Raw genomic sequence first — 24,124 nt, 5'->3', positions numbered from 1 at the left:
GAACGGCGCTGTATTAACAGCGCCGTTTTTTTATACCTAATCCGAGTAGGGCTGAGCGAAGTACCAGTAAAAAAAATCCCGCCAATGGCGGGATTTTAAGCAACGTATTTCTGAATTATTCCTTGATCAGGAAATCGTCCAGTTGTTTACCTTGCTCTTCCATCGCTTTTTTGATCACTGCCGGTGTACGACCCTGGCCAGTCCAGGTTTTAGTTTCACCGTTTTCGTCAACATAGCTATATTTAGCCGGACGTGCAGCGCGTTTAGCTTTGGTGCCAGATTTAACAGCAGCCATGCTATTCAGCAGTTCGTTCGGATCAATGCCGTCAGCGATCAGCATTTCACGATATTGTTGCAGTTTACGAGTGCGTTCTTCAACTTCAGCGGCAGCAGCGCTTTCTTCTTCGCGACGCTCGCTAACTACAACTTCTAATTTTTCCAGCATTTCTTCAAGCGTTTCCAGAGTGCATTCTCTTGCCTGCGCACGAAGAGTACGGATGTTGTTCAGAATTTTAAGTGCTTCGCTCATTGTAGTAATCTCAAACTTATATTGGGGTGGTTTGTTGAGCTAATAATAGAGCGATAAATTCAGTTGTGCAATAGCCAGGAATGTAAGGAATTCAAAATTGCGCTTTATTTAGTAACAGAATTAATTCTCCTGTCTTAAATTCCCCATGATGTTGGGCATAAAAAAGGCTTATTGGCGAGGGGGCTTCTCAGCGGTTGAGAGTAGAAATTCAAGATTCAGGTCACATTTTATGGTGTACAAATAGTATCTCTTTGCAGTGATTTCAACCTTTTGTATTAGTTTTGCTTACGTGAATTCGCTAATACATGGTGAGAGTGGGTAGATTCAATAACAATATGGGAAGGGTTTCTTTATTGCCGTATGATGATAAGTGACATTGATAAATTTCATGAGCACTATTTGCGAAAGAGAGTGTATATACGCGTCCGAGCTCGGGCCGTATGGTCGATGGTTGTATGCTCTCTAACAACCTGCTACTTAAATTCAGGCGGCACTGAGCGAGGTTGCCCGCGCATTTATACGCCTTTGGGCGCAACGCTACACCGACACTTTCGTGAAATATGATACAATCCCGCGCATATTTATTTCCCCATGTGAGGGCCTTTGGTCAATGGCACAGCTATATTTTTACTATTCTGCAATGAATGCCGGTAAGTCGACTGCATTGCTGCAATCTTCGTACAATTATCAGGAACGTGGGATGCGTGCTGTTGTATATACAGCGGAAATTGATGACCGTTTTGGTGCTGGAAAAGTAAGTTCACGTATAGGTCTGTCGTCGCCTGCAAAATTGTTTAACCAAAATTCATCTTTGTACGAAGAGATTCGTGCTGAAAATGAGCAGCAAAGAATTCACTGTGTACTGGTTGATGAGTCGCAGTTTCTGACTCGACAACAGGTTTATGAATTATCTGAAGTTGTCGATCGGCTGGATATTCCTGTGTTGTGCTATGGCTTACGCACAGATTTCCGTGGTGAATTATTTGGCGGCAGCGAATACCTGCTTGCGTGGTCAGATAAGCTCGTTGAATTAAAAACCATTTGTTTCTGTGGGCGTAAGGCCAGCATGGTTTTACGTCTTGATCAGTCTGGAAGGCCCTATAACGAGGGCGAGCAGGTGGTTATTGGCGGGAATGAACGCTATGTGTCGGTATGTCGTAAACACTACAAACAGGCGCAGTCTGAGGGCTCTCTGACGGCGATACAAGAACGACACAGCCACGATTAACCTGCAGGCTTCTGAGCGCTTATAAACACAGGGTAGGCCGGGACATTCGTCAATATTCTCTACCCTGTCAGACTCTCTTCTGACGGCTATTCTCACATCTTCCTGAATACATCTCTTACCGTCCCATTCTATTCACATGGTTAAATTGGGGATCACTCAATTTTCATAACACAAGACGAAAAAAAACGGTCCCAACTGGGACCGTTTATAGTGAAACTAAAACTTATCTGAGAAAATTAAGCGGATTTCTTCGCTTTCTTTTCTGCTTTCGGTGCAGCTACTGCTTCAGTCTTAGCGGTGGTCTGGCCTTCGCTGTACTCACGACCGTAGTATGTATCCAGCAGGATCTGTTTCAGTTCAGCAATCAGCGGGTAACGTGGGTTTGCACCAGTACACTGGTCATCAAACGCATCTTCAGACAGTTTGTCCACGTGTGCCAGGAAGTCAGCTTCCTGAACGCCAGCTTCACGGATAGACTTAGGAATACCCAGCTCAGCTTTGATTTCTTCCAGCCAGCCCAGCAGTTTCTGGATTTTCGCGGCAGTACGGTCGCCCGGTGCGCTCAGACCCAGATGGTCTGCGATTTCAGCGTAGCGACGGCGTGCCTGCGGACGGTCGTACTGGCTGAATGCAGTCTGTTTAGTCGGGTTGTCGTTCGCGTTATAACGAATAACGTTGCTGATCAGCAGGGCGTTCGCCAGACCGTGAGGAATGTGGAACTGAGAACCCAGTTTGTGCGCCATTGAGTGACATACACCCAGGAAGGCGTTAGCAAACGCGATACCGGCGATGGTTGCTGCACTGTGTACACGCTCACGTGCTACCGGGTTCTTAGAACCTTCATGGTAGGACGCCGGCAGGTTTTCTTTCAGCAGTTTCAGCGCTTGCAGAGCCTGACCGTCGGAGAACTCAGAAGCCAGTACGGAAACGTAAGCTTCCAGAGCGTGAGTGACGGCATCGAGGCCACCGAACGCACACAGGGACTTCGGCATATCCATCACCAGGTTGGCGTCAACAATCGCCATATCCGGAGTCAGCGCATAGTCTGCCAGCGGGTATTTCTGCCCAGTTGCATCGTCAGTAACAACCGCAAACGGAGTCACTTCAGAGCCGGTACCGGAAGTGGTGGTAACGGCGACCATCTTCGCTTTCACACCCATTTTCGGGAACTTGTAGATACGTTTACGGATGTCCATAAAGCGCAGCGCCAGTTCTTCGAAGTGAGTTTCCGGGTGCTCGTACATAACCCACATGATTTTCGCGGCGTCCATCGGGGAACCGCCGCCCAGCGCGATGATTACGTCTGGTTTGAAGGAGTTAGCCAGCTCAGCACCTTTGCGAACAACGGTCAGAGTTGGGTCAGCTTCAACTTCAAAGAACACTTCGGTTTCAACGCCAGCAGCTTTCAGAACGGAGGTGATCTGGTCTGCATAACCGTTGTTGAACAGGAAGCGGTCGGTCACGATGAGCGCACGTTTGTGACCATCGGTAATCACTTCATCCAGTGCGATTGGCAGAGAGCCACGACGGAAGTAGATAGATTTCGGAAGTTTGTGCCACAACATGTTTTCAGCTCGCTTAGCAACGGTTTTCTTGTTGATCAGGTGCTTAGGACCAACGTTTTCAGAGATGGAGTTACCACCCCAGGAACCACAACCCAGAGTCAGGGAAGGTGCGAGTTTGAAGTTGTACAGGTCACCGATACCACCCTGAGAAGCTGGGGTGTTAATCAGGATACGCGCGGTTTTCATCATCTGGCCGAAGTAAGCAACACGTTCTGGCTGGTTGTCCTGGTCAGTGTACAGGCAAGATGTATGACCGATACCGCCCATCGCAACCAGTTTTTCAGCTTTAATGACTGCGTCTTCGAAGTCCTTCGCACGGTACATTGCCAGCGTCGGAGACAGTTTTTCATGAGCAAACGGTTCGCTTTCATCGACAACCGTCACTTCACCGATCAGAATCTTAGTGGTTTCTGGTACGGAGAAGCCTGCCAGTTCAGCAATCTTGTATGCCGGCTGACCAACGATAGCTGCGTTCAGCGCGCCATTTTTCAGGATAACGTCCTGGACTGCTTTCAACTCTTTGCCCTGCAGCAGGTAGCCGCCGTGAGTCGCAAAACGCTCACGTACTGCATCATATACAGAGTCAACCACGACGACAGACTGCTCAGAAGCACAGATTACGCCGTTATCGAAGGTTTTAGACATCAGAACAGATGCAACAGCACGTTTGATATCAGCGGTTTCGTCGATAACAACAGGGGTGTTACCTGCGCCTACGCCGATAGCCGGTTTACCGGAGCTGTATGCCGCTTTAACCATGCCTGGACCACCGGTCGCAAGGATCAGGTTGATGTCCGGGTGGTGCATCAGCGCATTAGACAGTTCAACGGAAGGTTGATCGATCCAGCCGATCAGATCTTTCGGTGCGCCAGCAGCGATTGCAGCTTGCAGAACGATGTCTGCTGCTTTGTTAGTTGCATCTTTTGCACGCGGATGCGGAGAGAAGATGATGGCGTTACGGGTCTTCAGGCTGATCAGCGATTTGAAGATAGCGGTAGAAGTTGGGTTAGTGGTTGGAACGATACCGCAGATGATACCAATTGGTTCCGCAATGGTAATGGTACCGAAAGTGTCGTCTTCAGACAGCACACCACAGGTTTTTTCATCTTTGTAAGCGTTGTAAATGTATTCAGAAGCAAAGTGGTTTTTGATCACTTTATCTTCGACAATACCCATGCCGGATTCGGCAACGGCCATTTTCGCGAGAGGGATTCGAGCGTCTGCGGCAGCCAGAGCGGCGGCGCGGAAGATTTTGTCAACCTGTTCTTGAGTGAAACTGGCATATTCACGCTGGGCTTTTTTTACGCGCTCTACAAGTGCGTTAAGTTCAGCGACATTAGTAACAGCCATGATGCTCTCCTGATAATGTTAAACTTTTTTAGTAAATCATCTGCTCGATACGAGAGTATAGACAGACCGACGAAAATTTGTGTAACGGTTTGAAAATCAAACGGTTAATTAACGTCCACTTTACTTTGATTTACTAAAAGAGCTTGTACGCTAGTGCCAGTTAACTCTAACGCGTTACCTCCAGGTGGCGTAAGCAAGATTACTCACTTCTGAGTAGTAATTGCGTGATCTGGATCAAAAATTCGCAAAGCTGACACCTTTCAGCAGGCCCTTTTAGCGTTTCTTGTCAAGTGTTAATAAATTGACGTAATGAATGCTAATAACGTTAGCATAATTAATACATATTAATAACACTGAGTATTGGTAGCGTATTTACGTAGATATACGAAGATAGAAGGTGAAGTATGCTGACAAAAGGCGTATCTTCAGCGCGGATTTTATCAATTTTTATGACTCATTTTATCCGGCTAACGCTTCGGAGCTAACCGTGATCCAAACGCTATTTGATTTTCCTGTCTATTTTAAATTTTTCATTGGGTTATTTGCGTTAGTCAACCCGGTAGGGATCATCCCTGTCTTTATCAGTATGACCAGTTATCAAACTGCTGCAGCGCGAAACAAAACCAACCTTACGGCAAACCTGTCAGTCGCTATCATTCTGTGGACTTCGCTGTTTCTTGGTGATGGTATTCTGCAACTTTTCGGTATCTCAATAGATTCGTTCAGGATTGCCGGCGGCATTCTGGTTGTGACTATCGCGATGTCAATGATTAGCGGAAAACTAGGGGAAGATAAACAAAACAAACAGGAAAAATCAGAAACCGCAATCCGTGAGAGTATCGGCGTTGTACCGTTGGCATTGCCGTTGATGGCGGGACCGGGGGCGATAAGCTCAACTATTGTTTGGGGTACGCGATATCACAGTGCGATTAACCTGTTTGGCTTTTTTGTCGCGATTGCGCTGTTTGCCCTGTGCTGCTGGGGGCTGTTTCGCATGGCGCCATGGCTGGTACGACTGTTGGGACAAACTGGCATCAACGTCATTACGCGTATTATGGGGCTACTGTTAATGGCCTTGGGTATCGAATTCATTGTTACAGGTATCAAATCCATTTTCCCAGGTTTGCTGGCCTGATATCTCTCTTCTGTACAAACGGAGTCGGTCCCGGCTCCGTTTCCTTTCATTATCAGTAAAACTTCTCACTAAAGTTGAAAATCAGCATAGTGATAATAAAAAATGCTGATGGTTATTCATTTGTTTATTCATTGATTTTATGAATGTAACACTCATCCATCTGCCAGAGAGAGCCTGATATCGCTGTTATTTAATTAACATCATACTCTGGGGCTTGCTGTAGGATTATCGAAATGTTATTAGTTATTTCAGCGTTTTTTTCAGTTGAATGTGCTAATTAATAACCAATTGTTAAATTTATGTGCATTTTGACGTGGTGTTGACACCTGACAGGGTAGTTAACACCTTTCTTGATGTAATTTATTGTTTATCATGGGTTTATTATAGAAAACCTTCATTCGTAAGACTTTCTTTGTGAGATTTATTTCCAATAAAAGAGAATTGGTTAACAAATTTGTAAAATGTATTGGCGGTTAAGAAACGCATTTGATACTTTCCGGCCAGGTATTATGCAGAAGAATTCACGTTGATGAGAATCATTTGCAGTTAGTTTCTCTCAACAGGGTAATAGCGTGTTTCCGGCAGGGGAGGCACGTAGATAATCGACGTAAGGCAGTCATACGAACCGCCAGAATAAATAAAGTCGGTGATAGCAAGCAGTAAAACAAAAAACGACCTGACGGCAGAAAATCTCCGGTGCCGTACAGTGATCCTGACAGGATTAACAGTCTGGTTAAAAAACCAGCCATAATAATGAGGGAGTACAACACAATGACTAACATCACTAAAAAAAGTTTAGTAGCTGCGGGGATCTTAACTGCGCTAGTCGCTGGAAATGTTGCCACGGCGGCAGTAGTGCCAGCGGGTGTGCAGCTTGCTGAAAAGCAGACTCTGGTGCGTAATAACGGTTCGGAAGTGCAGTCACTCGATCCCCACAAAATCGAAGGTGTACCTGAATCCAACATTAACCGTGACCTGTTTGAAGGTTTATTAATCAGTGATGTCGATGGCAAACCATCGCCTGGCGTGGCTGAAAAATGGGAAAATAAAGATTTTAAAGTCTGGACATTCCATCTGCGTAAAGATGCTAAGTGGTCTGACGGCACGCCTGTTACCGCGCAAGATTTCGTGTATAGCTGGCAACGTTTGGCTAATCCAAATACTGCATCACCGTACGCCAGTTATTTGCAGTACGGTCACATCGTCAATATTGATGATATTATCGCCGGTAAAAAACCGATCACCGATCTCGGTGTAAAAGCTCTCGACGATCATACTTTTGAAGTCACCCTCAGTGAACCTGTTCCTTATTTCTACAAACTGCTTGTGCACTCTTCCGTTTCACCAGTTCCTAGAGCTGCTGTTGAAAAATTCGGCGAGAAGTGGACCCAGCCCGCTAACATCATTACTAACGGTGCGTATAAACTGAAAGACTGGGTTGTGAACGAGCGCATTGTGCTTGAGCGTAATACCAACTATTGGGACAACGCCAAAACGGTTATTAACCAGGTAACCTACCTGCCTATTTCTTCTGAAGTGACTGACGTTAACCGCTATCGCAGCGGTGAAATCGACATGACCTATAACAACATGCCGATTGAGTTATTCCAGAAACTGAAAAAAGAGATCCCGAACGAAGTCCACGTTGACCCGTATCTGTGCACCTATTATTACGAAATCAACAACCAGAAAGCACCGTTCAACGATGTTCGTGTTCGTACCGCCCTGAAGCTGGCGTTGGATCGTGACATTATCGTCAATAAAGTGAAAAACCAGGGTGACCTGCCGGCGTATAGCTTTACTCCTCCATACACCGATGGCGCGAAACTGGTTGAGCCAGAGTGGTTCAAGTGGTCTCAGGAAAAACGTAACGAAGAAGCGAAGAAACTGCTGGCTGAGGCCGGATATACCGCTGAGAAACCGCTGACCTTTGACCTGCTGTATAACACTTCAGACCTGCATAAGAAGCTGGCTATTGCCGCGGCATCTATCTGGAAGAAAAATCTGGGTGCTAATGTGAAGCTGGAAAACCAGGAATGGAAAACGTTCCTCGATACGCGCCATCAGGGCAACTATGATGTTTCACGTGCGGGCTGGTGTGCGGACTATAACGAACCGACGTCCTTCCTGAATATGGTGCTGTCCGACAGCTCCAATAATACCGTCCACTATAAGAGCCCGGCATTTGATAAGCTGATTGCGGATACGCTGAAAGTGACGGATGAAGCGCAGCGCAGCGAACTGTATTCGAAAGCGGAACAGCAGCTGGATAAAGATTCTGCGATTGTACCGGTTTATTACTATGTTAATGCCCGCCTGGTGAAACCATGGGTTGGCGGATACTCCGGTAAAGACCCGATGGATAATATCCACGTTAAAGACTTGTATATTATCAAGCATTAATGGCAAGACGTGGGGCAATCATTTTTGCCCCACAGTGTCTTTTTTCTTCGAACTATTAATACCGCTTTACCTGAACGTCGGGGTTAAAGAGGTATAAAGGCACACGCCAGAAGGTACGGGCAATGTTAAAATTCATATTACGTCGCTGTCTGGAAGCGATTCCGACGCTGTTTATTCTTATTACGATTTCATTCTTTATGATGCGCCTTGCGCCCGGAAGCCCATTCACCGGGGAACGCACGTTACCGCCAGAGGTGCTGGCGAATATTGAAGCGAAATATCATCTTAACGATCCTATCTCGACGCAGTACTTCAGCTATCTGAAACAGCTGGCGCATGGCGATTTTGGACCATCCTTTAAATATAAAGACTACACGGTTAACGACCTCGTTGCTTCGAGTTTTCCGGTTTCTGCGAAGCTGGGTGCGGCAGCCTTTATTCTGGCGGTACTCGTCGGCGTTAGCGCCGGGGTGATAGCCGCGCTGAAGCAAAATACACGTTGGGATTACACGGTGATGGGGGTGGCAATGACTGGGGTAGTTATCCCCAGTTTCGTGGTCGCTCCCTTATTGGTCATGATATTTGCCATAACCTTGAAATGGCTGCCCGGCGGGGGCTGGAACGGTGGGGCGTTGAAATTTATGATCCTGCCAATGGTGGCCTTGTCACTGGCCTACATCGCCAGTATCGCTCGTATTACTCGCGGTTCGATGATTGAAGTGCTGCACTCTAACTTTATTCGTACCGCGCGCGCCAAAGGGCTGCCGATGCGGCGGATTATTTTCCGCCATGCGTTAAAACCTGCGCTGTTGCCAGTGCTGTCCTATATGGGACCGGCATTTGTCGGCATTATCACTGGTTCGATGGTTATTGAAACCATCTATGGTTTACCTGGCATTGGTCAGTTGTTCGTCAACGGCGCGTTAAACCGCGACTATTCGCTGGTTCTGAGTCTGACCATACTGGTGGGTACGCTGACCATCGTGTTTAACGCGATTGTCGATGTGCTTTATGCCGTTATCGACCCGAAAATTCGTTACTGATACTGGAGCTCGCTATGATGTTAAGTAAGAAAAACAGCGAAGCGCTGGAGAATTTCAGTGAAAAGCTGGAGGTCGAAGGCCGCAGCCTGTGGCAGGACGCGCGTCGACGCTTTATGCATAACCGTGCTGCGGTAGCAAGCCTGGTGGTGCTGGTAATTATTGCGCTGTTTGTGACGCTCGCGCCGATGCTGTCGCAGTTTACCTACTTCGATACTGACTGGGGCATGATGTCCAGCGCGCCGGATACGGAATCAGGCCACTATTTCGGTACTGACTCGTCGGGACGTGACCTGTTGGTACGCGTGGCGATTGGCGGGCGCATCTCGCTAATGGTCGGCATTGCGGCGGCGTTGGTCGCGGTTGTTGTCGGTACACTGTACGGTTCTCTGTCGGGCTACCTCGGCGGAAAAATCGACTCGGTGATGATGCGTCTGCTGGAAATTCTCAACTCCTTCCCGTTCATGTTCTTTGTGATCCTGCTGGTCACCTTCTTTGGGCAAAATATCCTGCTGATTTTTGTCGCTATCGGGATGGTCTCCTGGCTGGATATGGCGCGTATCGTGCGTGGACAAACGCTGAGCCTCAAGCGCAAAGAGTTTATTGAAGCGGCGCAAGTGGGTGGGGTGTCTACCGTGCGTATCGTTATCCGCCATATTGTGCCGAACGTGCTGGGTGTGGTGGTGGTATACGCTTCATTGCTGGTGCCGAGCATGATCCTGTTTGAATCCTTCCTGAGCTTTTTGGGATTAGGTACGCAGGAGCCGTTAAGTAGCTGGGGCGCTCTGCTCAGTGATGGTGCCAACTCAATGGAAGTCTCACCATGGCTGCTGCTGTTTCCGGCAGGTTTCCTGGTGGTCACTTTGTTCTGTTTTAACTTTATTGGCGATGGCTTGCGTGATGCCCTCGACCCGAAAGACCGTTAAGGAGTGCAGCCATGAGCGTAATTGAAACCTCAACCGCGCCGCTCGCGCAACAACAGGCTAACGCACTGCTGAACGTAAAAGATTTGCGTGTGACGTTCGCTACCCCCGACGGCGATGTAACTGCGGTCAACGATTTAAACTTTTCTCTGCGAGCTGGAGAAACGTTGGGTATTGTCGGAGAATCCGGCTCAGGTAAATCGCAAACGGCCTTTGCCCTGATGGGCCTGCTGGCGGCTAATGGTCGTATCGGGGGCTCCGCTACGTTCAACGGACGTGAAATTCTGAACTTACCGGAACGTGAACTGAACAAACTGCGCGCCGAGCAAATCTCGATGATTTTCCAGGACCCGATGACGTCTCTCAATCCGTACATGCGGGTCGGGGAGCAGTTGATGGAAGTTCTGATGCTGCATAAAGGCATGAGCAAAGCGGAAGCTTTTGAAGAGTCGGTCAGAATGCTGGATGCGGTGAAAATGCCGGAAGCGCGTAAGCGCATGAAAATGTATCCGCATGAATTCTCCGGTGGTATGCGTCAGCGCGTTATGATCGCTATGGCGTTGCTGTGCAGGCCCAAATTACTGATAGCCGATGAACCGACCACTGCGCTCGATGTGACGGTACAGGCGCAAATCATGACGCTGCTGAATGAACTGAAAAGCGAATTCAACACCGCGATTATCATGATCACCCACGATCTGGGGGTTGTTGCCGGTATTTGCGATAAAGTTCTGGTGATGTACGCCGGTCGTACGATGGAATACGGCAGTGCGCGGGATGTCTTTTATAAGCCCGTTCATCCGTATTCGATTGGTTTGCTGAATGCAGTACCTCGTCTGGATGCAGAAGGGGAAGAGATGCTCACGATCCCGGGCAACCCACCGAACCTGCTGCGTCTGCCAAAAGGCTGTCCCTTCCAGCCGCGTTGCCCGCATGCGATGGAAATCTGTAGCAGTGCTCCGCCACTGGAGGAATTTAGTCCAGGCCGTTTGCGCGCCTGCTTTAAGCCGGTGGAGGAACTGGTATGAATGCGGTAACCGAACAACGTAAAGTGCTCCTTGAGATTGCTGACCTTAAAGTCCATTTCGATATTAAAGATGGCAAACAGTGGTTCTGGCAACCATCTAAAACCCTTAAGGCAGTTGATGGCGTAACCCTGCGACTGTATGAGGGCGAAACCCTGGGCGTGGTCGGTGAATCAGGCTGCGGGAAATCGACCTTTGCCCGTGCGATTATCGGCCTGGTGAAGGCCACCGATGGAAAGGTTGCCTGGCTGGGTAAAGATTTACTCGGCATGAAACCCGATGAGTGGCGGGAAGTACGCAGTGATATCCAGATGATTTTCCAGGATCCGCTGGCATCTTTAAACCCGCGCATGACCATTGGTGAAATCATTGCCGAACCGCTGCGTACTTATCATCCGAATCTTACTGGTCAGGAAGTCCGCGATCGTGTGAAAGCGATGATGATGAAGGTAGGATTACTGCCCAACCTGATTAACCGCTACCCACATGAGTTTTCAGGTGGCCAGTGTCAGCGTATTGGTATTGCCCGCGCGCTGATCCTCGAACCGAAGTTGATTATCTGCGATGAACCCGTTTCGGCGCTGGACGTGTCAATCCAGGCCCAGGTGGTTAACCTGCTGCAACAACTTCAGCGAGAAATGGGATTATCGTTAATCTTCATTGCCCACGACCTCGCGGTGGTTAAACATATCTCCGACCGTGTGCTGGTTATGTATCTCGGACATGCGGTGGAATTAGGGACCTATGACGAGGTGTACCATAACCCGCTGCATCCTTATACCAAAGCGCTGATGTCTGCGGTGCCGATCCCCGATCCGGATCAGGAAAGGAACAAGGTTATCCAGTTGCTGGAAGGCGAGTTACCGTCCCCGATTAACCCTCCTTCCGGTTGCGTGTTCCGTACGCGCTGCCCGATTGCAGGGCCGGAATGCGCAAAAACGCGCCCGGTTCTCGAAGGAAGTTTCCGACACGCAGTTTCCTGCCTGAAAGTAGACCCGCTATAATTCCGAGGGCTGACAAAAGTCAGCCCTTTTTTTGGTGAGGTATCTGTGCCAGGTTTAGTCTCTTCTGTCCGCCGCGCGCTCTTTCGCAAATTATTCGATTTAAACACCCGTTCAGGGCGTCGCTTTGAAGGTATGTGCGCGCTATTCGCCTTGCTCAGCGTTATTGTTATCTTCATTGAGTCCGGAGTAGGGACGCAATACCATTTAACCTTTGAGGAATGGCGCGTTTTTGTCTGGCTGGAGATCTTTATTACTCTGGTCTTTACTCTCGAATATCTTCTGCGCTTATGCTGTTGGGCCAATCCCGCCAAATATGTGTTTAGTTTCTGGGGGATAGTTGACCTTGCCACCATTCTGCTGCTGTATGTGATGTGGCTATGGCCGGAAATCAGTCTGAGTTATGTTTTCGCCTGGCGGGCGATGCGTGTTCTGCGCGTACTGCGTATTCTCAAGCTGTTGCGCTTTATGCCTTCTCTACGGGTGTTCTGGAATGCGTTAAAAAGTGCCCGACATCAGCTGATGTTGTTCTATTCCTTTATCGCCATTCTGATGGTGGTTTTTGGTGCGATGATGTATCTGATTGAAGGGCCAAAATATGGATTTACTACGCTGAATGCGTCGGTGTATTGGGCGATTGTTACTGTAACCACCGTCGGCTATGGCGATATCACACCGCACACCCCGTTGGGGCGCATGGTGGCGTCCGTGCTTATCCTGATTGGCTACTCGGTGATTGCGATACCGACGGGATTGATTACCACGCACATGAGCAGTGCGTTCCAGCATCGCGGGCACCAACGAAAATGTCCCCAGTGTCAGCCGGCGCAGCACGAACATAGCGCGCAGTTTTGTAACCGTTGCGGAAGCAAACTGCCGGGCTAAAAATAAAAAAAGCTGCGAGAGCAGCTTTTTTGTTTGATTATTCGCGCCAGAGAATATGGCAGAGCTTATGATCTTTTTCGCGACATAATAAAACGCGCGCAAAAATATCGTTAATCTCGCCGTCTTCTGTATCTGCCAGACCAATCACCACTTCGGCAAAGAAATCAGGGTTCAGGTCAAAATCAACATGCTCCTGCCAGTCTTCTGCCGGATCGAATAACTCGGCACCGCCGCGTTCTTCAAACTGCAAATTGAACAGAATGATATCTGCCGGATCGAGGTTATCCGCAGCCAGTTCGAGAAAAATGTCGTAAGCCTGCTCAAGCGTTTCGTCTTCGGTCAGGCGATTGTTCAAATCCATATCCATAATGACTACCTGTTTACTGTCTGATGGGCACGTTTTACAGCAACGGACTAAAGAAGTAAAACAGTCGCTCTGCTATCCGCTGCCAGAGTGGTCGTTTTACCCACAAACGGGCATCAAGCAGGCGGGAACGCGAAATATAATCATCCTGCACGGCGGCGAGATCGCCGCCGAATCCAGCATCGTCAATGACCAGCGTGATTTCAAAATTGAGCCACAGACTGCGCATATCCAGGTTAACGGTACCGACCAGGCTCAGCTCGCCATCGACCAGTACGCTCTTGGTATGCAGCAGGCCGCCTTCGAACTGATAAATTTTAACGCCAGCTGCCAGCAACTCAGTGAAAAAGGCCCGGCTTGCCCAGCCAACCAGCAGGGAATCATTCTTACGCGGAAGAATGATACTGACGTCGACCCCACGCTGTGCTGCCGTACAAATTGCATGCAGCAAATCGTCGCTGGGAACAAAGTAAGGCGTGGTCATAATTAAATATTCGCGCGCTGAATAAGCTGCGGTTAACAGCGCCTGATGAATCAAGTCTTCTGGGAAACCAGGACCCGAGGCAATTGTGTGAATGGTGTGCCCGCTGGCCTGCTCAAACGGCATGATATTGACGTCCGGTGGCGGGGGCAAAATGCGCTTTCCGGTCTCAATTTCCCAGTCGCAAGAATAGACGATGCCCATAGCGGTGGCTACCGGGCCTTCCATTCTTGCCATTAAATCAACCCATTGCCCAACGCCTGCATCTTGTTTGAAGAAGCGCGGATCGACCATGTTCATGCTGCCGGTATACGCAATGTAGTTGTCGATCATAATCATTTTGCGATGCTGACGCAGGTCCATACGGCGTAAAAATACACGCATCAGGTTCACCTTCAGCGCTTCTACAACCTCGATACCTGCGTTACGCATCATCGCCGCCCAAGGGCTGCGGAAGAACGCCACGCTGCCGGCGGAGTCCAGCATCAGGCGACAGTGAATGCCACGCCTCGCGGCAGCCATTAACGACTCGGCTACCTGATCGGCCATACCACCCGGCTGCCAGATGTAGAACACCATCTCTATGTTGTGGCGCGCCAGTTGAATATCACGGATCAGCGCCTGCATCACGTCATCTGAACTGGTGAGCAGTTGCAGCTGATTTCCCTTAACGCCGGCGATTCCTTGACGACGCTCGCACAGTTTAAATAAGGAGGAGGCGACGCTGCTGTTTTCCTGCGCAAAAATATGCTTACAGGCTTTAAGATCGTTCAGCCACTTGGCCGTTGACGGCCACATTGCCCGGGCGCGTTCGGCGCGGCGTTTACCCAGGTGGAGCTCACCGAAGGACAGATAAGCAATGATCCCTACCAATGGCAGAATATAGATGATCAAAAGCCAGGCCATTGCGGAGGGCACTGCGCGTCGTTTCATTAGAATGCGTAATGTTACGCCAGCAATGAGTACCCAGTAACCCAGAATGACCAGCCAACTCACCACGGTGTAGAAGGTTGTCATAAATTTAAAAATCCTTTTGAAAGCGTATTGTTAAGAGTTTACGCATCAGGATTAATCTGGCAAATAAAAACACGGGAAAACCGCTGGTCTGCATTCGGTGTGGCGTTATAATGGCCACTCAGTGACTGAAAGAGTAGTAAACATGAAGCGTAGTAGAACGGAAGTGGGACGCTGGCGGATGCTGCGTCAGGCTAGCCGCCGTAAAGCACGTTGGCTTGAAGGACAATCGCGTCGTAATATGCGTATCCACACTATCAGAAAGTGCATTCTCAACCATCAACGCAACTCGTTGCTGTTTGCGATCCACAGCATCTGATCCCAAAAGGGCACCGCTGGCGGTGCCCAATGTCTGTTTTTGTTTTGTTTTTAAAATACTTTTTTGTACGGTTTTACTGAAACCTGCGCGTAAACGCCCGCTGCAACATACGGATCGGCTTCCGCCCACGCCTGTGCCGCCTCCAAAGATTCAAATTCGGCAATCACCGTCGAGCCGGTAAAACCCGCCGCACCGGGATCGTTACTATCGACCGCTGGCATGGGGCCCGCCGTGAGCAAACGACCTTCGTCATGAAGGAGTTGCAGGCGAGCCAGATGAGCAGGGCGCACGGAAAGACGTTTTTCGAGAGAGTCTGCGATATCTTGGGCGTAAATAACATACAGCACGGGTAGAACTCCTTGAACGGTAAAAGTCGTTAATAACGTTATTGGAAAGGCCTAACAACTGCAACGGAAAGATAACTGATATGTTAAGGCCATACTCTGAAAGTGGTTTTTTATCATAAAATCGCGTTCTAAATGTCAGTTACCGCCACGGGCTTATTGAATATGATTGCTATTTGCATTTAAAATCGGGGCCTGGTTTTTTTACTGAAACGATTATGACTTCAATGACCATTGATTTAAGTCTATTCGGTTTTCTTTAGATGTTCACCTCACATCTTCTTCAATTGATGTTCCTTACAACTCCCCAGAGCGTTAAGATAGTTAACCGATTGAGTTTTCAGGGTATGACAGGATGAGTGACACTACCGACTTCTTCAGCATGATAGCCGATATCACTATGGCTGGTACTGCTGTATGGGCTGCATTCAAAGCTAATGATTGGTTAAAAAATAAAGGATTGGATAATGCTGAATCTTTCTTTAGAGAGGTTCATGACCTGCATAAAAGATACTCAAAAATCCTGCGTTATGCTGAAGAGTCGAATCGAGTATTCCAGAATCAGGAAGGTCTGATGTCACCCAATCCTGAAATCATAAGTAATGAGCAATTCTGGGAAGTGAAAGCAAATCTCTACAAGACCAAAGAAGAGTTTGACCATTTTGTATCCTCATATCTGCTAATGGATGCAATGGATATTAAGTTAAGTCCAGCCTCTGCTGAACTGGTTGAGAAGCAGATGAATGCACACAGTGAGTTTTGGAAAAACGCAAGAGATTTTAACAACGCAATATCTGAGATTGTTAGGCGTGGTGTGTTGTCTGAAGACATGCAGCGTGTAAGGGATGAAGTGACAGTTAGATATAATATGGTGTACATAACTCTCGATACTTCTATGGATATCAATGCTGAGTTGAAGAAGATTAAATTTAAAGACTTCTACACACTTTCAAAGCCTAGACCTTTTATGAGGATTTATGACTCTATGAGTAGTCTGATAGTCAGGTTGAAGGAGCGATTACGTCAATTTTAAGTTACCTGTAAATAACAGGTCATAAACAGGTGAATACCTATTCAAATTAACGGTATTTTCCCATGTTTTTATGCACTTACACAGATTCTATACAGTATCAGCATAGTCTCTTTTTAGTGTAACTTATTGATATCTATAAAGAATCTGTACATGCTCTGTTTAGGATAAACTGCGTCGTATCAGTCATCCCTCTCTCGCCCCCTAGAAAAGTGATATATACAGGTCTATATAACGCTATTTAGATGTTTGGTCACCATACGTTACAGTTGCAAGAGATTACAATCAGCTATGTGAAAGTTCGAAAGTGATGTGTATCAGTGTTCAGGAGAATTTACGTAGGATACGGTTAAAGGTAAGCGTGCAGTGAGAACCGTATTGACGAAGTGAAGCTGGTCAGGCAGGCAGAGTAACCCGCCACGGGAGCAGAGCACCCACCCGGTTCACAGGCCAGTCGGCGATGACATCAAGTACATAATGCAGATAGCGTTCCGGATCCACGCCGTTTAATTTGCACGTCCCGATAAGACTGTACAGTGACGCACCGCGCTCACCACCATGATCCGAGCCGAAGAACAGCCAGTTTTTTCTCCCCAGACTGACCCGTCGTAGGGCGTTTTCGGCAATGTTATTATCCACCTCCACCCAGCCATCTTCTGCATAGCGGATCAGCGCCGGCCACTGGTTCAGCGCATACCCGAACGCCTTCGCCAGTTCTGAGTGCCTTGAGAGGGTTTTCTGTTTCTCCCGCAGCCACCCCTCCAGTGACGCCAGCAGCGGCAGCACTTTTTGGTGCCGGACTGCCTGCCGTTCCTCTGCTCTTTTACCTCTGATCTCCGACTCGATGGCATACAGCTCGCCGATCCGTTTCAGCGCCTCCTCCGTCAGGACTGACGGGGTACGGACGTGAACATCGTGGATTTTTCGGCGGGCATGGGCCCAGCACGCGGCTTCCTTTATATGGCCGTCGCGGTAGAGCTCGTTGAACCCGGCGTAGGCATCAGCCTGCAGTACGCCACTGAAGCCTGCAAGATGGGTCTGAGGGTGGATACCTTTTCTGTCCGGGCTGTAAGCGAACCACACTGCGGGGGCCAGCGCTGATCCGGCGTTGCGGTCGTCTCGAACGTACGTCCATAAGCGCCCGGTCTTCGTCTTCTTATTGCCCGGCAACAGCACCGGGACAGGCGTATCGTCAGCATGGAGTTTGCCGTCGGTCAGGACATAGTGCTGAAGGGCTTCATCCAGCGGTGCCAGCAGACGACAACACGCATCCACCCAGCCCGACAGTACAGAACGACTCAACACTACACCCTGGCGGGCATAGATCTCCGACTGGCGATACAGCGGTGTGTGCTCTGCATACTTTGAGGTCAGCACTCGGGCCAGCAGCCCCGGTCCGGCGATCCCCCGTTCGATGGGGCGCGAAGGAGCCGGGGCCTGAACGATGCGATCGCACCGACGGCAGGCATGCTTTTCACGGACTGTCCGGATAACCCGGAAGGCGCTGCGCATCAGCTCCAGCTGTTCGGCGGCATCCTCACCCAGGTAACTCAGCGAACCACCGCACTCCGGGCAACACGGCTCAGTCGGCAGCAGCCGCTTCTCATCCCGTGGGAGTGACTCAGGGAACGGTTTGCGGGTGCGGGTCTGACGCAGCGGGCGCTGCACTGCCGGGTCATCCACCCGGCCGGTCAGCGTATCGCTTTCCTGCTGCAGCAGGTTCAGGTCAGCTTCCATTTGCGCGATACGGCGGGATACCTTTTCGGAACGACTGCCGAAGTTCATCCGGCGCAGCTTATCCAGTTGCGCCTGCAGATGGTCTATTTCGCGTTCCCGGTTGCTCAGCTTTTCCTGCAGGGCGTGGATCAACGCTTCCTGTTCGGCCAGGCGCTGTTTCAGCAGAAGGATGTCGTCAGAAGAGGTATCGTTCATAAGCCTGTATTTTACCAGGCTTATTCTGCGACAACCAGGATAAAGAGCGCTACAACATGGTCAGGGATGTCAGTAACCGCTTTGGCTGTCGCCAGTCGATACCTTCCATCAGCATCGCCAGTTGCGCCGGCGTCAGGAACACTTTGCCATCGCGGGCTGAGGGCCAGGCGAAGCGACCACGTTCCAGTCGCTTTGTCAGCAGGCACAGACCATCGCCGGTGGACCAGAGCAGTTTTACCTGACTGCCGCTGCGTCCCCGGAAGATGAAGACGTGGCCGGACATCGGGTCATCTTTCAGCGCGGTCTGCACCTTTGCGGCGAGGCCATTGAAGCCGTTGCGCATATCGGTGATACCGGCAACCAGCCAGATTTTTGTGCCTGCGGGAAGATTTATCATACCGGCCCCCGCATCAGTTCGCGCAGGACAGTGCTCATGAGTTCAGCAGAGGGATGAGTCAGTGTTATTTCTCCTCCCCGACATTTTATGTGGCAGGTAGCGGGAGGAGAGCAGGATGGTAGTTCGAAGGTTGGGAGAGAAGAGCCCGCCTGAAGCTGCACGGGTATCAGGGCAGGAAGCGACGATGAGTTTTTTCGGGGCCGACAGACCCGCCCTTCACGCTGCCAGAGCCTTATCCATTTAAAGAGCAGGTTATCATTGACGTCATGTTTCCGGGCCAGTGCGGCAATACTGCCTTCTTCTTCAAGAGCCAGCCTGACCAGTTCCATTTTGAATTCAGGGGAATAGTGTTTCCGGGGAAGTCTTTCTTTAGCGCGCATGAGGTGTCCACCTGCAAAATAAGTGGGTGCTTAAGTTACAGGATCCTGGATTCGGGACCAGACGGTACTCAGACGACGCTTACGTTAAAGAGGGTATACAAAAAAGCCCCCATGAAGGAGGCTATGAAGATGCTACTAAGTTTTTTACAGTGTCTTTGTCCAGTGACGGCTAACCGTTCTCACAGAGAGATTAAGAAGCTTTGCAACCTGACTCTGTGATAATCCCTTTGCCTTATGCTCTAAAACGGCTTCTGTAGTGTTCACAGCTACAGGACGACCTAACGCCTTACCTTGTGCTTTAACACGTTGCAGACCCTGCTTAGTACGTTCCTTGATGCGGTTACGTTCGAACTCTGCAAAAGCCCCGAACATTTGAAGCATCATCCTACCTTCTGGCTTGGATAAGTCCTGTACAGGCAAGTCTAGGCAAATTAGCTTAATCCCTTTTGCAATGAGCATATCAACTGTTTTCTGTAGGTCGATGCAATCACGTCCTAGACGGTCAAGCTTGAGAACCACCAGCGTATCACCAGCTTCTAGTTTATGTGTGACCAAGTTAGAGAACTCTTTACGCTCCATAGCAGCCACTGAACCGGATACTACTTCTTCTATGATTCGTGTCTTAGGGATTGTGTAACCAGCATTCTTGATAGCTTCAATCTGGTTCTCATTGGTGGAGTCATCAACTGATACACGACAGTAAGCAAAGATGCGTGACATGTTCTTATCTCTCTATGTAGCCAACAAAGGTCTGTTTTGTTTGTCTATAGACATTAAATCAATTATCACAATTGTTGTCTATAGCTACAGCTACCTTTTTATATAGACACTTAACGGGCGTTTGTTGTCATGTGTATTTGTACAGCAAAAGACCTAGATAGATGCCTTTATAGCAATTCACGGAGAAAGTCAATGATATTTTAAAATTCTGCAAAGGGGGTGCTATATCGTGAATGTACCGTACCAAGCAGACATAGACCTGTGACAGATATTTTTGAAGATTATCGGGAAAGGGAAATGTAGAGGGGGCTGGTCATTTTTATAAAAAAATTTAGAAGCTGAATAACTGCTGTATAAAATTTATACAACCCTATTAAACCCCATAGAAAGCCCTGTAGCGAGTTTTAACCCCATTTTTAGGGGAAACCTACAGGGATGTACCACCCACCTTAAAATAAGGGGGTAAAATCGCTTAGAATGCGTTACAGAGCGTCTGAGAAGCTATATTCACAGATTTTACTAAAGTCTCAGACTTCTAAGTAGCCTTTTTAACAGGAGGGGTTCCTATGGTCACATATTCCCTCTCTTCCCACTAAGTGAACTACACAGAACCTAGAGAGCATGTCTGTAAAACTTCTATATCAGGTCAACTATAAGAGGTCTGGATATTATCTTGTAAGATTCTTAGAAGTGATTATGTAGATAGCTAGGAAGGAGTGTTTACGAGAGAAGAGATACGATAAACCGAAGGTGAGTTACATCTTAACAATTATCTTAAGAGTAAAACTGAAAAGAACTTAACAGAACTACCCAGAAGGAAGGGAACGATAAGAACCGTAGGTAGTGACCCTGTTAATCAGACTGTTTCAAAGCTTCTTAAGAGTCTGTTAAGTAAAGGTTATGGTCAAAAATCTTAGCATTTGTCAAGGGGCTTGCCTTTAACAAAAAGTGCTAAACTTAATAAATAGCACTAAATGCTAAACTGATGTTTAAGATACGTGCTAAGAGGGGCGCTTCGCTTGGGGCCACTATGTTCTTTCTCTCGTTAAGAGAGGAGTTACAGAGACATTCAAAGTCCTGATAAGGTAAGCCCGATGATAACAGAAACAGAGGGCAAAACCACTTATCAACACTGTGAACGAATAACGTAAAGGGCTGGTTAAGAAAGTCGGTTAAGAATGGCTCTCCCTTTCTGGGGGTTATCGCCTTGTATCTTAGTGAGTCCTGGAAGTTCTCTGTGAAGGGTCTTGTCAGTTCTATATAATGGCTAATTACAACTCATTGATGAATGAGGTTTTTTTTCTACAAGCTGTCAACTAGATAGCTTGACGCGAACAACTGAAAGGTGCAACTTTCCGGGTTTGTCAAGAGATTTCACTACCCACCAGCTAAAATATTTTCAGAGGCGGGAGTGATTGGGGGTTAGGACGGGTCTTGATGATTGTCCTCGCGGCTTCTGTCTTTCAAGTCAAACGACCATTCACGACCAAACAACTTAAAGACCACGAATAGCCGAACAACGAAGTAACGAAGCAGAACTCCAATAACAAGCCCGATACCGCCACCAGCAAGGTTATCCGCTAGGGTTTGAGGGATGGTAAACATTCATATTCTCTTCCTGTGTGCAATGCAAAACATGTGACCATTCTCGATAGCCACGCCTTCTAATAATCCCTCTCTCATAAAACCATTATACCATAAATGTTACGTAATTGTTACGAAAATACTTGACATTAGCCATTGAAACTGCTAGTATTGTATATGTATAGTTAACAGAATAATAACATTCCATGAGGGTCAGAATATGAATGAACGACAGAGAATTTCAAAGGTTTCTTGAAGAATCCAAGAGACGCAACAGACACAACTCCTACAGCTACACAACCACCCCCACCAGCTACGAATTACCCAAGTTCACCAAAAAAGAACGCAAAGGCATTGACGAAGTAATTCGGGCAATTACACCGAGGAACCGTTATATGCCAACCAGAAAGAGCACGAAGAATACCATTAAAACCTATTTGGCTAACTTTGATTCTTACGAGCAATTACCAAGCAAGCTTGATGATATTTTTATCGGATTTTGCAGAAGTGAGGGTCACCCAAAATACAACAAGAAATTGTTTTATCTTCTAAAGAATCTTGATGATATTAATTCATCAACTGTGACAAATCATCTTCAGCGACAAGCAACCAGACTTAGCTACGAATTACCAACCGATGCCTATTGTGCATTGCTTGTTGTAATGTGTGCAAAGCTAATTGGTATTGTTGAGCATCATATTGCCGTTGGGAATATTGAACCAATGGAAAACGAACAGCCAGATTTTGAATTTGACGTATACGCACAAGCAGAAGGATTTTAAAATGAACAGACACACGCTTACAAGAATTTCAGAGAAAGCTTTTAGCGAGCTTAACAGAATTAAACAAGTTACTAACTTACCCCACAAGACTATTATGCAACTTGCAATTGCTAAAGAGGTCACTGAGGCGGATTTACTGAAGACTCCTGTCTCAAAAGGTCGTAAGCATATTCGAATTGAACGAGAAGCACTTAACACCCTTAAGAGTGAAAACAAACTGCCAGTAGATATCACACGTCTACTAAGCCTGAAGATTTACAAGTTATCTCAAGAGGTATGAATGTTATGCGTTAAATTCAAATACAGCACAGATAAAATGATTAAGCATGTATCAGACCTGCTCATCAGAGAAGATGGTTTCGGTGATATTCATAATCCAAAAGATATCTTCATTCATGCCACCAGCCCAAACGAAACATTAAAAACAGCAGTTACAGCGGAATGGTTTGAACGAAATAAAGTAGAATTAGGCTATTGGTAGTCCGAGACTTTTAAAGAAAACCCTAAAGCAGCTTCTCAGACGCTCTGTAGCGCATTCTAAGCGATTTTACCCCTTATTTTAAGGTGGGTGGTACATCTCTATAGGTTACCCCTAAAAATGGGGTTAAAACTCGTTACAGAGCTTCCTGTTAAGGATTTAAAAAGAGGATTTAAGAAATGAGTAATTACGAATTACAGATTTTTGTTGATACTGACACAGTAAATATGATTCAACACTTCACTGATTCTGGTGTATCGATTGACTTTGACAAACTGCTAGAGCTAATGGCTGAGAACTCAGAAGAAATTGAAGATTATATTCAGTCGGTAGAATGTGGCGAACCAAGAATGATGTTGCCTGTTACCGACTCAAACATGAAGCGCTTAATTATCGAACAGACAAACCGATACAGCGTTAGCCCAGAGCAATTTCTGAAAGGTGCTGTGACAATTATCTACAGTGACAATATTCTTCAACTACAAACAAACGAGGTAATGTAATGAAAGTACAAATTGATGAAGTTATTAAAAAGTTCGACTTTGAAAAAATCTTTGAGCGGGTTAAGGGTGATATCTGGCAGTTTAAGAATGTCACTATTGGTGAACCTGTAGGAGTTATTGAGATTCCCGATTCCCTGATTGAGAAAAACAGCGCTTACTTTGACCTTCCTGAAAATACTATTAAAAGAGTTATCCTAGCATCAAAGCAAAGAGGGATTCTATAATGGGTTTGGTAATTGCTTGGACGTTACTAGGTCTATTATGTGGTTGCCTGATTGGTAACACAGTAAATAAGAATTGATGTTACCAGATTGTTAAAAACATGTTGACAAATAACCTTAAACATGCGAAGATAGTTATATGGGAGAGCAATTCTCTCAGTACTTTAATCAAACTCTACATCTAGTTGATAATATATCTGGAAGTGCAATGCTTTCATCATAGCCTCTTGACTCCACAATTGAGAGGCTATTTTAAAATCATTCTGCTCTTGATATATCCTTACAGGTGGTTGATTCGGTAGAATCTACCTCATTAGCCCTAATGAAGATGATTAGGGCATTTCTTCAAATGTTTTTATCCGAGAATCTTTGAAGAAAGTTCTTCACCTTTCATTTTAAGAAATCATCAAGCCCTTTACGGTTATCTGTTTAGGGCTTTTCAGTTTGATAAAAGCACCTTTGATAGCGACTAACTCGCTTCAGACATTCAC

25 protein-coding genes are annotated in these 24,124 nt (G+C 47.3%); 15 read left to right on the top strand and 10 right to left on the bottom strand.

Features of this window, described 5'->3' with window-relative positions:
- Positions 1-115 precede the first annotated feature (115 nt).
- Positions 116-529 carry a histone-like nucleoid-structuring protein H-NS gene (hns, locus tag C2U41_RS10355; protein WP_003020723.1) on the bottom strand — a complete coding sequence of 138 codons (414 nt, stop codon included), beginning with the start codon at positions 527-529 and terminating at the stop codon, positions 116-118.
- A 610-nt stretch (positions 530-1,139) separates the two neighbouring features.
- Between hns and tdk the strand changes: the two genes are divergently transcribed.
- Complete coding sequence (tdk, locus tag C2U41_RS10350; RefSeq protein ID WP_003020720.1) at positions 1,140-1,757, top strand: thymidine kinase; 618 nt, start codon at positions 1,140-1,142, stop codon at positions 1,755-1,757.
- A gap of 236 nt (positions 1,758-1,993) precedes the next feature.
- Here the strand turns inward: tdk and adhE are convergent, their stop codons facing one another.
- Positions 1,994-4,672 carry a bifunctional acetaldehyde-CoA/alcohol dehydrogenase gene (adhE, locus tag C2U41_RS10345; RefSeq protein ID WP_048217495.1) on the bottom strand — a complete coding sequence of 893 codons (2,679 nt, stop codon included), beginning with the start codon at positions 4,670-4,672 and terminating at the stop codon, positions 1,994-1,996.
- 487 nt (positions 4,673-5,159) lie between these two features.
- Here adhE and ychE point away from each other — a divergent pair, with 487 nt between their 5' ends.
- From ychE to C2U41_RS10300, 7 genes are all read left to right on the top strand, one after another.
- Complete coding sequence (gene ychE / locus C2U41_RS10340; RefSeq protein WP_003020714.1) at positions 5,160-5,807, top strand: NAAT family transporter YchE; 648 nt, start codon at positions 5,160-5,162, stop codon at positions 5,805-5,807.
- Between the two features lie 771 nt (positions 5,808-6,578).
- On the top strand, positions 6,579-8,210 hold the full coding sequence (gene oppA / locus C2U41_RS10325; RefSeq protein ID WP_003844005.1) for an oligopeptide ABC transporter substrate-binding protein OppA: 1,632 nt from the start codon (positions 6,579-6,581) through the stop codon (positions 8,208-8,210).
- 122 nt (positions 8,211-8,332) lie between these two features.
- Positions 8,333-9,253 carry an oligopeptide ABC transporter permease OppB gene (oppB, locus tag C2U41_RS10320; protein ID WP_103848647.1) on the top strand — a complete coding sequence of 307 codons (921 nt, stop codon included), beginning with the start codon at positions 8,333-8,335 and terminating at the stop codon, positions 9,251-9,253.
- A 14-nt stretch (positions 9,254-9,267) separates the two neighbouring features.
- Entirely contained in the window at positions 9,268-10,176 is a 909-nt protein-coding gene (oppC, locus tag C2U41_RS10315) for an oligopeptide ABC transporter permease OppC (protein WP_003020701.1), read from the top strand.
- An 11-nt stretch (positions 10,177-10,187) separates the two neighbouring features.
- The gene (gene oppD / locus C2U41_RS10310; protein WP_003833364.1) at positions 10,188-11,201 is read left to right on the top strand and encodes a murein tripeptide/oligopeptide ABC transporter ATP-binding protein OppD; all 1,014 of its coding nucleotides are present in this window, start codon (positions 10,188-10,190) and stop codon (positions 11,199-11,201) included.
- Positions 11,198-12,202, top strand: coding sequence for a murein tripeptide/oligopeptide ABC transporter ATP-binding protein OppF (gene oppF, locus C2U41_RS10305; RefSeq protein WP_048217496.1), 1,005 nt, complete (start codon positions 11,198-11,200; stop codon positions 12,200-12,202). The genes oppD and oppF overlap by 4 nt, the downstream gene beginning before the upstream one ends.
- Positions 12,203-12,247: 45 nt before the next feature.
- Positions 12,248-13,084: an ion transporter gene (locus tag C2U41_RS10300; protein ID WP_103849461.1), complete on the top strand. Its 837-nt coding sequence runs from the start codon at positions 12,248-12,250 to the stop codon at positions 13,082-13,084.
- A 37-nt stretch (positions 13,085-13,121) separates the two neighbouring features.
- On the opposite strand, the gene C2U41_RS10295 is transcribed toward C2U41_RS10300, so the two are convergent.
- Both C2U41_RS10295 and cls read right to left on the bottom strand, forming a co-directional pair.
- Complete coding sequence (locus tag C2U41_RS10295) at positions 13,122-13,451, bottom strand: HI1450 family dsDNA-mimic protein (RefSeq protein WP_003020691.1); 330 nt, start codon at positions 13,449-13,451, stop codon at positions 13,122-13,124.
- Between the two features lie 34 nt (positions 13,452-13,485).
- Positions 13,486-14,946: a cardiolipin synthase gene (gene cls / locus C2U41_RS10290; RefSeq protein WP_003020687.1), complete on the bottom strand. Its 1,461-nt coding sequence runs from the start codon at positions 14,944-14,946 to the stop codon at positions 13,486-13,488.
- Between the two features lie 142 nt (positions 14,947-15,088).
- On the opposite strand from cls, the gene C2U41_RS29320 reads away from it, so the two are divergent.
- On the top strand, positions 15,089-15,262 hold the full coding sequence (locus tag C2U41_RS29320; RefSeq protein ID WP_003020684.1) for a YciY family protein: 174 nt from the start codon (positions 15,089-15,091) through the stop codon (positions 15,260-15,262).
- A gap of 50 nt (positions 15,263-15,312) precedes the next feature.
- Here the strand turns inward: C2U41_RS29320 and C2U41_RS10285 are convergent, their stop codons facing one another.
- Complete coding sequence (locus tag C2U41_RS10285; protein WP_003020675.1) at positions 15,313-15,609, bottom strand: YciI family protein; 297 nt, start codon at positions 15,607-15,609, stop codon at positions 15,313-15,315.
- 352 nt (positions 15,610-15,961) lie between these two features.
- On the opposite strand from C2U41_RS10285, the gene C2U41_RS10275 reads away from it, so the two are divergent.
- Complete coding sequence (locus tag C2U41_RS10275) at positions 15,962-16,639, top strand: hypothetical protein (protein WP_103848649.1); 678 nt, start codon at positions 15,962-15,964, stop codon at positions 16,637-16,639.
- A gap of 393 nt (positions 16,640-17,032) precedes the next feature.
- Here C2U41_RS10275 and tnpC read toward each other — a convergent pair whose 3' ends face one another.
- The 5 genes from tnpC to C2U41_RS10250 all read right to left on the bottom strand — a co-directional run bounded on the left by tnpC (position 17,033) and on the right by C2U41_RS10250 (position 21,670).
- Positions 17,033-18,568 (bottom strand): IS66 family transposase, encoded by a 1,536-nt coding sequence (tnpC, locus tag C2U41_RS10270; RefSeq protein WP_001000409.1) that lies wholly within the window; start codon positions 18,566-18,568, stop codon positions 17,033-17,035.
- 49 nt (positions 18,569-18,617) lie between these two features.
- A complete protein-coding gene (gene tnpB, locus C2U41_RS10265; RefSeq protein ID WP_000609174.1) occupies positions 18,618-18,965 on the bottom strand; it encodes an IS66 family insertion sequence element accessory protein TnpB in 348 nt (115 codons plus the stop codon).
- Positions 18,962-19,294, bottom strand: coding sequence for a transposase (locus C2U41_RS30115; protein WP_050586387.1), 333 nt, complete (start codon positions 19,292-19,294; stop codon positions 18,962-18,964). Before C2U41_RS30115 ends, tnpB begins: the two co-directional genes overlap by 4 nt.
- Before the next feature lie 195 nt (positions 19,295-19,489).
- Positions 19,490-20,065, bottom strand: a complete 576-nt coding sequence (locus C2U41_RS10255; RefSeq protein ID WP_103849245.1) for a recombinase family protein — start codon at positions 20,063-20,065, stop codon at positions 19,490-19,492.
- 1,422 nt (positions 20,066-21,487) lie between these two features.
- Positions 21,488-21,670, bottom strand: coding sequence for a hypothetical protein (locus tag C2U41_RS10250; RefSeq protein ID WP_103849246.1), 183 nt, complete (start codon positions 21,668-21,670; stop codon positions 21,488-21,490).
- Between the two features lie 203 nt (positions 21,671-21,873).
- On the opposite strand from C2U41_RS10250, the gene C2U41_RS10245 reads away from it, so the two are divergent.
- From C2U41_RS10245 to C2U41_RS10225, 5 genes are all read left to right on the top strand, one after another.
- Complete coding sequence (locus C2U41_RS10245) at positions 21,874-22,431, top strand: hypothetical protein (protein WP_103849247.1); 558 nt, start codon at positions 21,874-21,876, stop codon at positions 22,429-22,431.
- 1 nt (position 22,432) lies between these two features.
- Positions 22,433-22,711: a hypothetical protein gene (locus C2U41_RS10240; protein WP_103849248.1), complete on the top strand. Its 279-nt coding sequence runs from the start codon at positions 22,433-22,435 to the stop codon at positions 22,709-22,711.
- Positions 22,712-22,912: a hypothetical protein gene (locus tag C2U41_RS10235; RefSeq protein WP_103849249.1), complete on the top strand. Its 201-nt coding sequence runs from the start codon at positions 22,712-22,714 to the stop codon at positions 22,910-22,912.
- A gap of 176 nt (positions 22,913-23,088) precedes the next feature.
- Positions 23,089-23,412 carry a hypothetical protein gene (locus tag C2U41_RS10230; protein WP_103849250.1) on the top strand — a complete coding sequence of 108 codons (324 nt, stop codon included), beginning with the start codon at positions 23,089-23,091 and terminating at the stop codon, positions 23,410-23,412.
- Entirely contained in the window at positions 23,412-23,636 is a 225-nt protein-coding gene (locus C2U41_RS10225) for a hypothetical protein (RefSeq protein WP_103849251.1), read from the top strand. Before C2U41_RS10230 ends, C2U41_RS10225 begins: the two co-directional genes overlap by 1 nt.
- The last annotated feature ends 488 nt before the right edge of the window (positions 23,637-24,124 follow it).

This window comes from Citrobacter freundii complex sp. CFNIH4, assembly GCF_002934505.1.
GTDB classification, from domain to species: domain Bacteria; phylum Pseudomonadota; class Gammaproteobacteria; order Enterobacterales; family Enterobacteriaceae; genus Citrobacter; species Citrobacter freundii.
The sequence above is the reverse complement of the archived record's forward strand: the minus strand, read 5'-3'. Positions and strand labels throughout refer to the sequence as shown.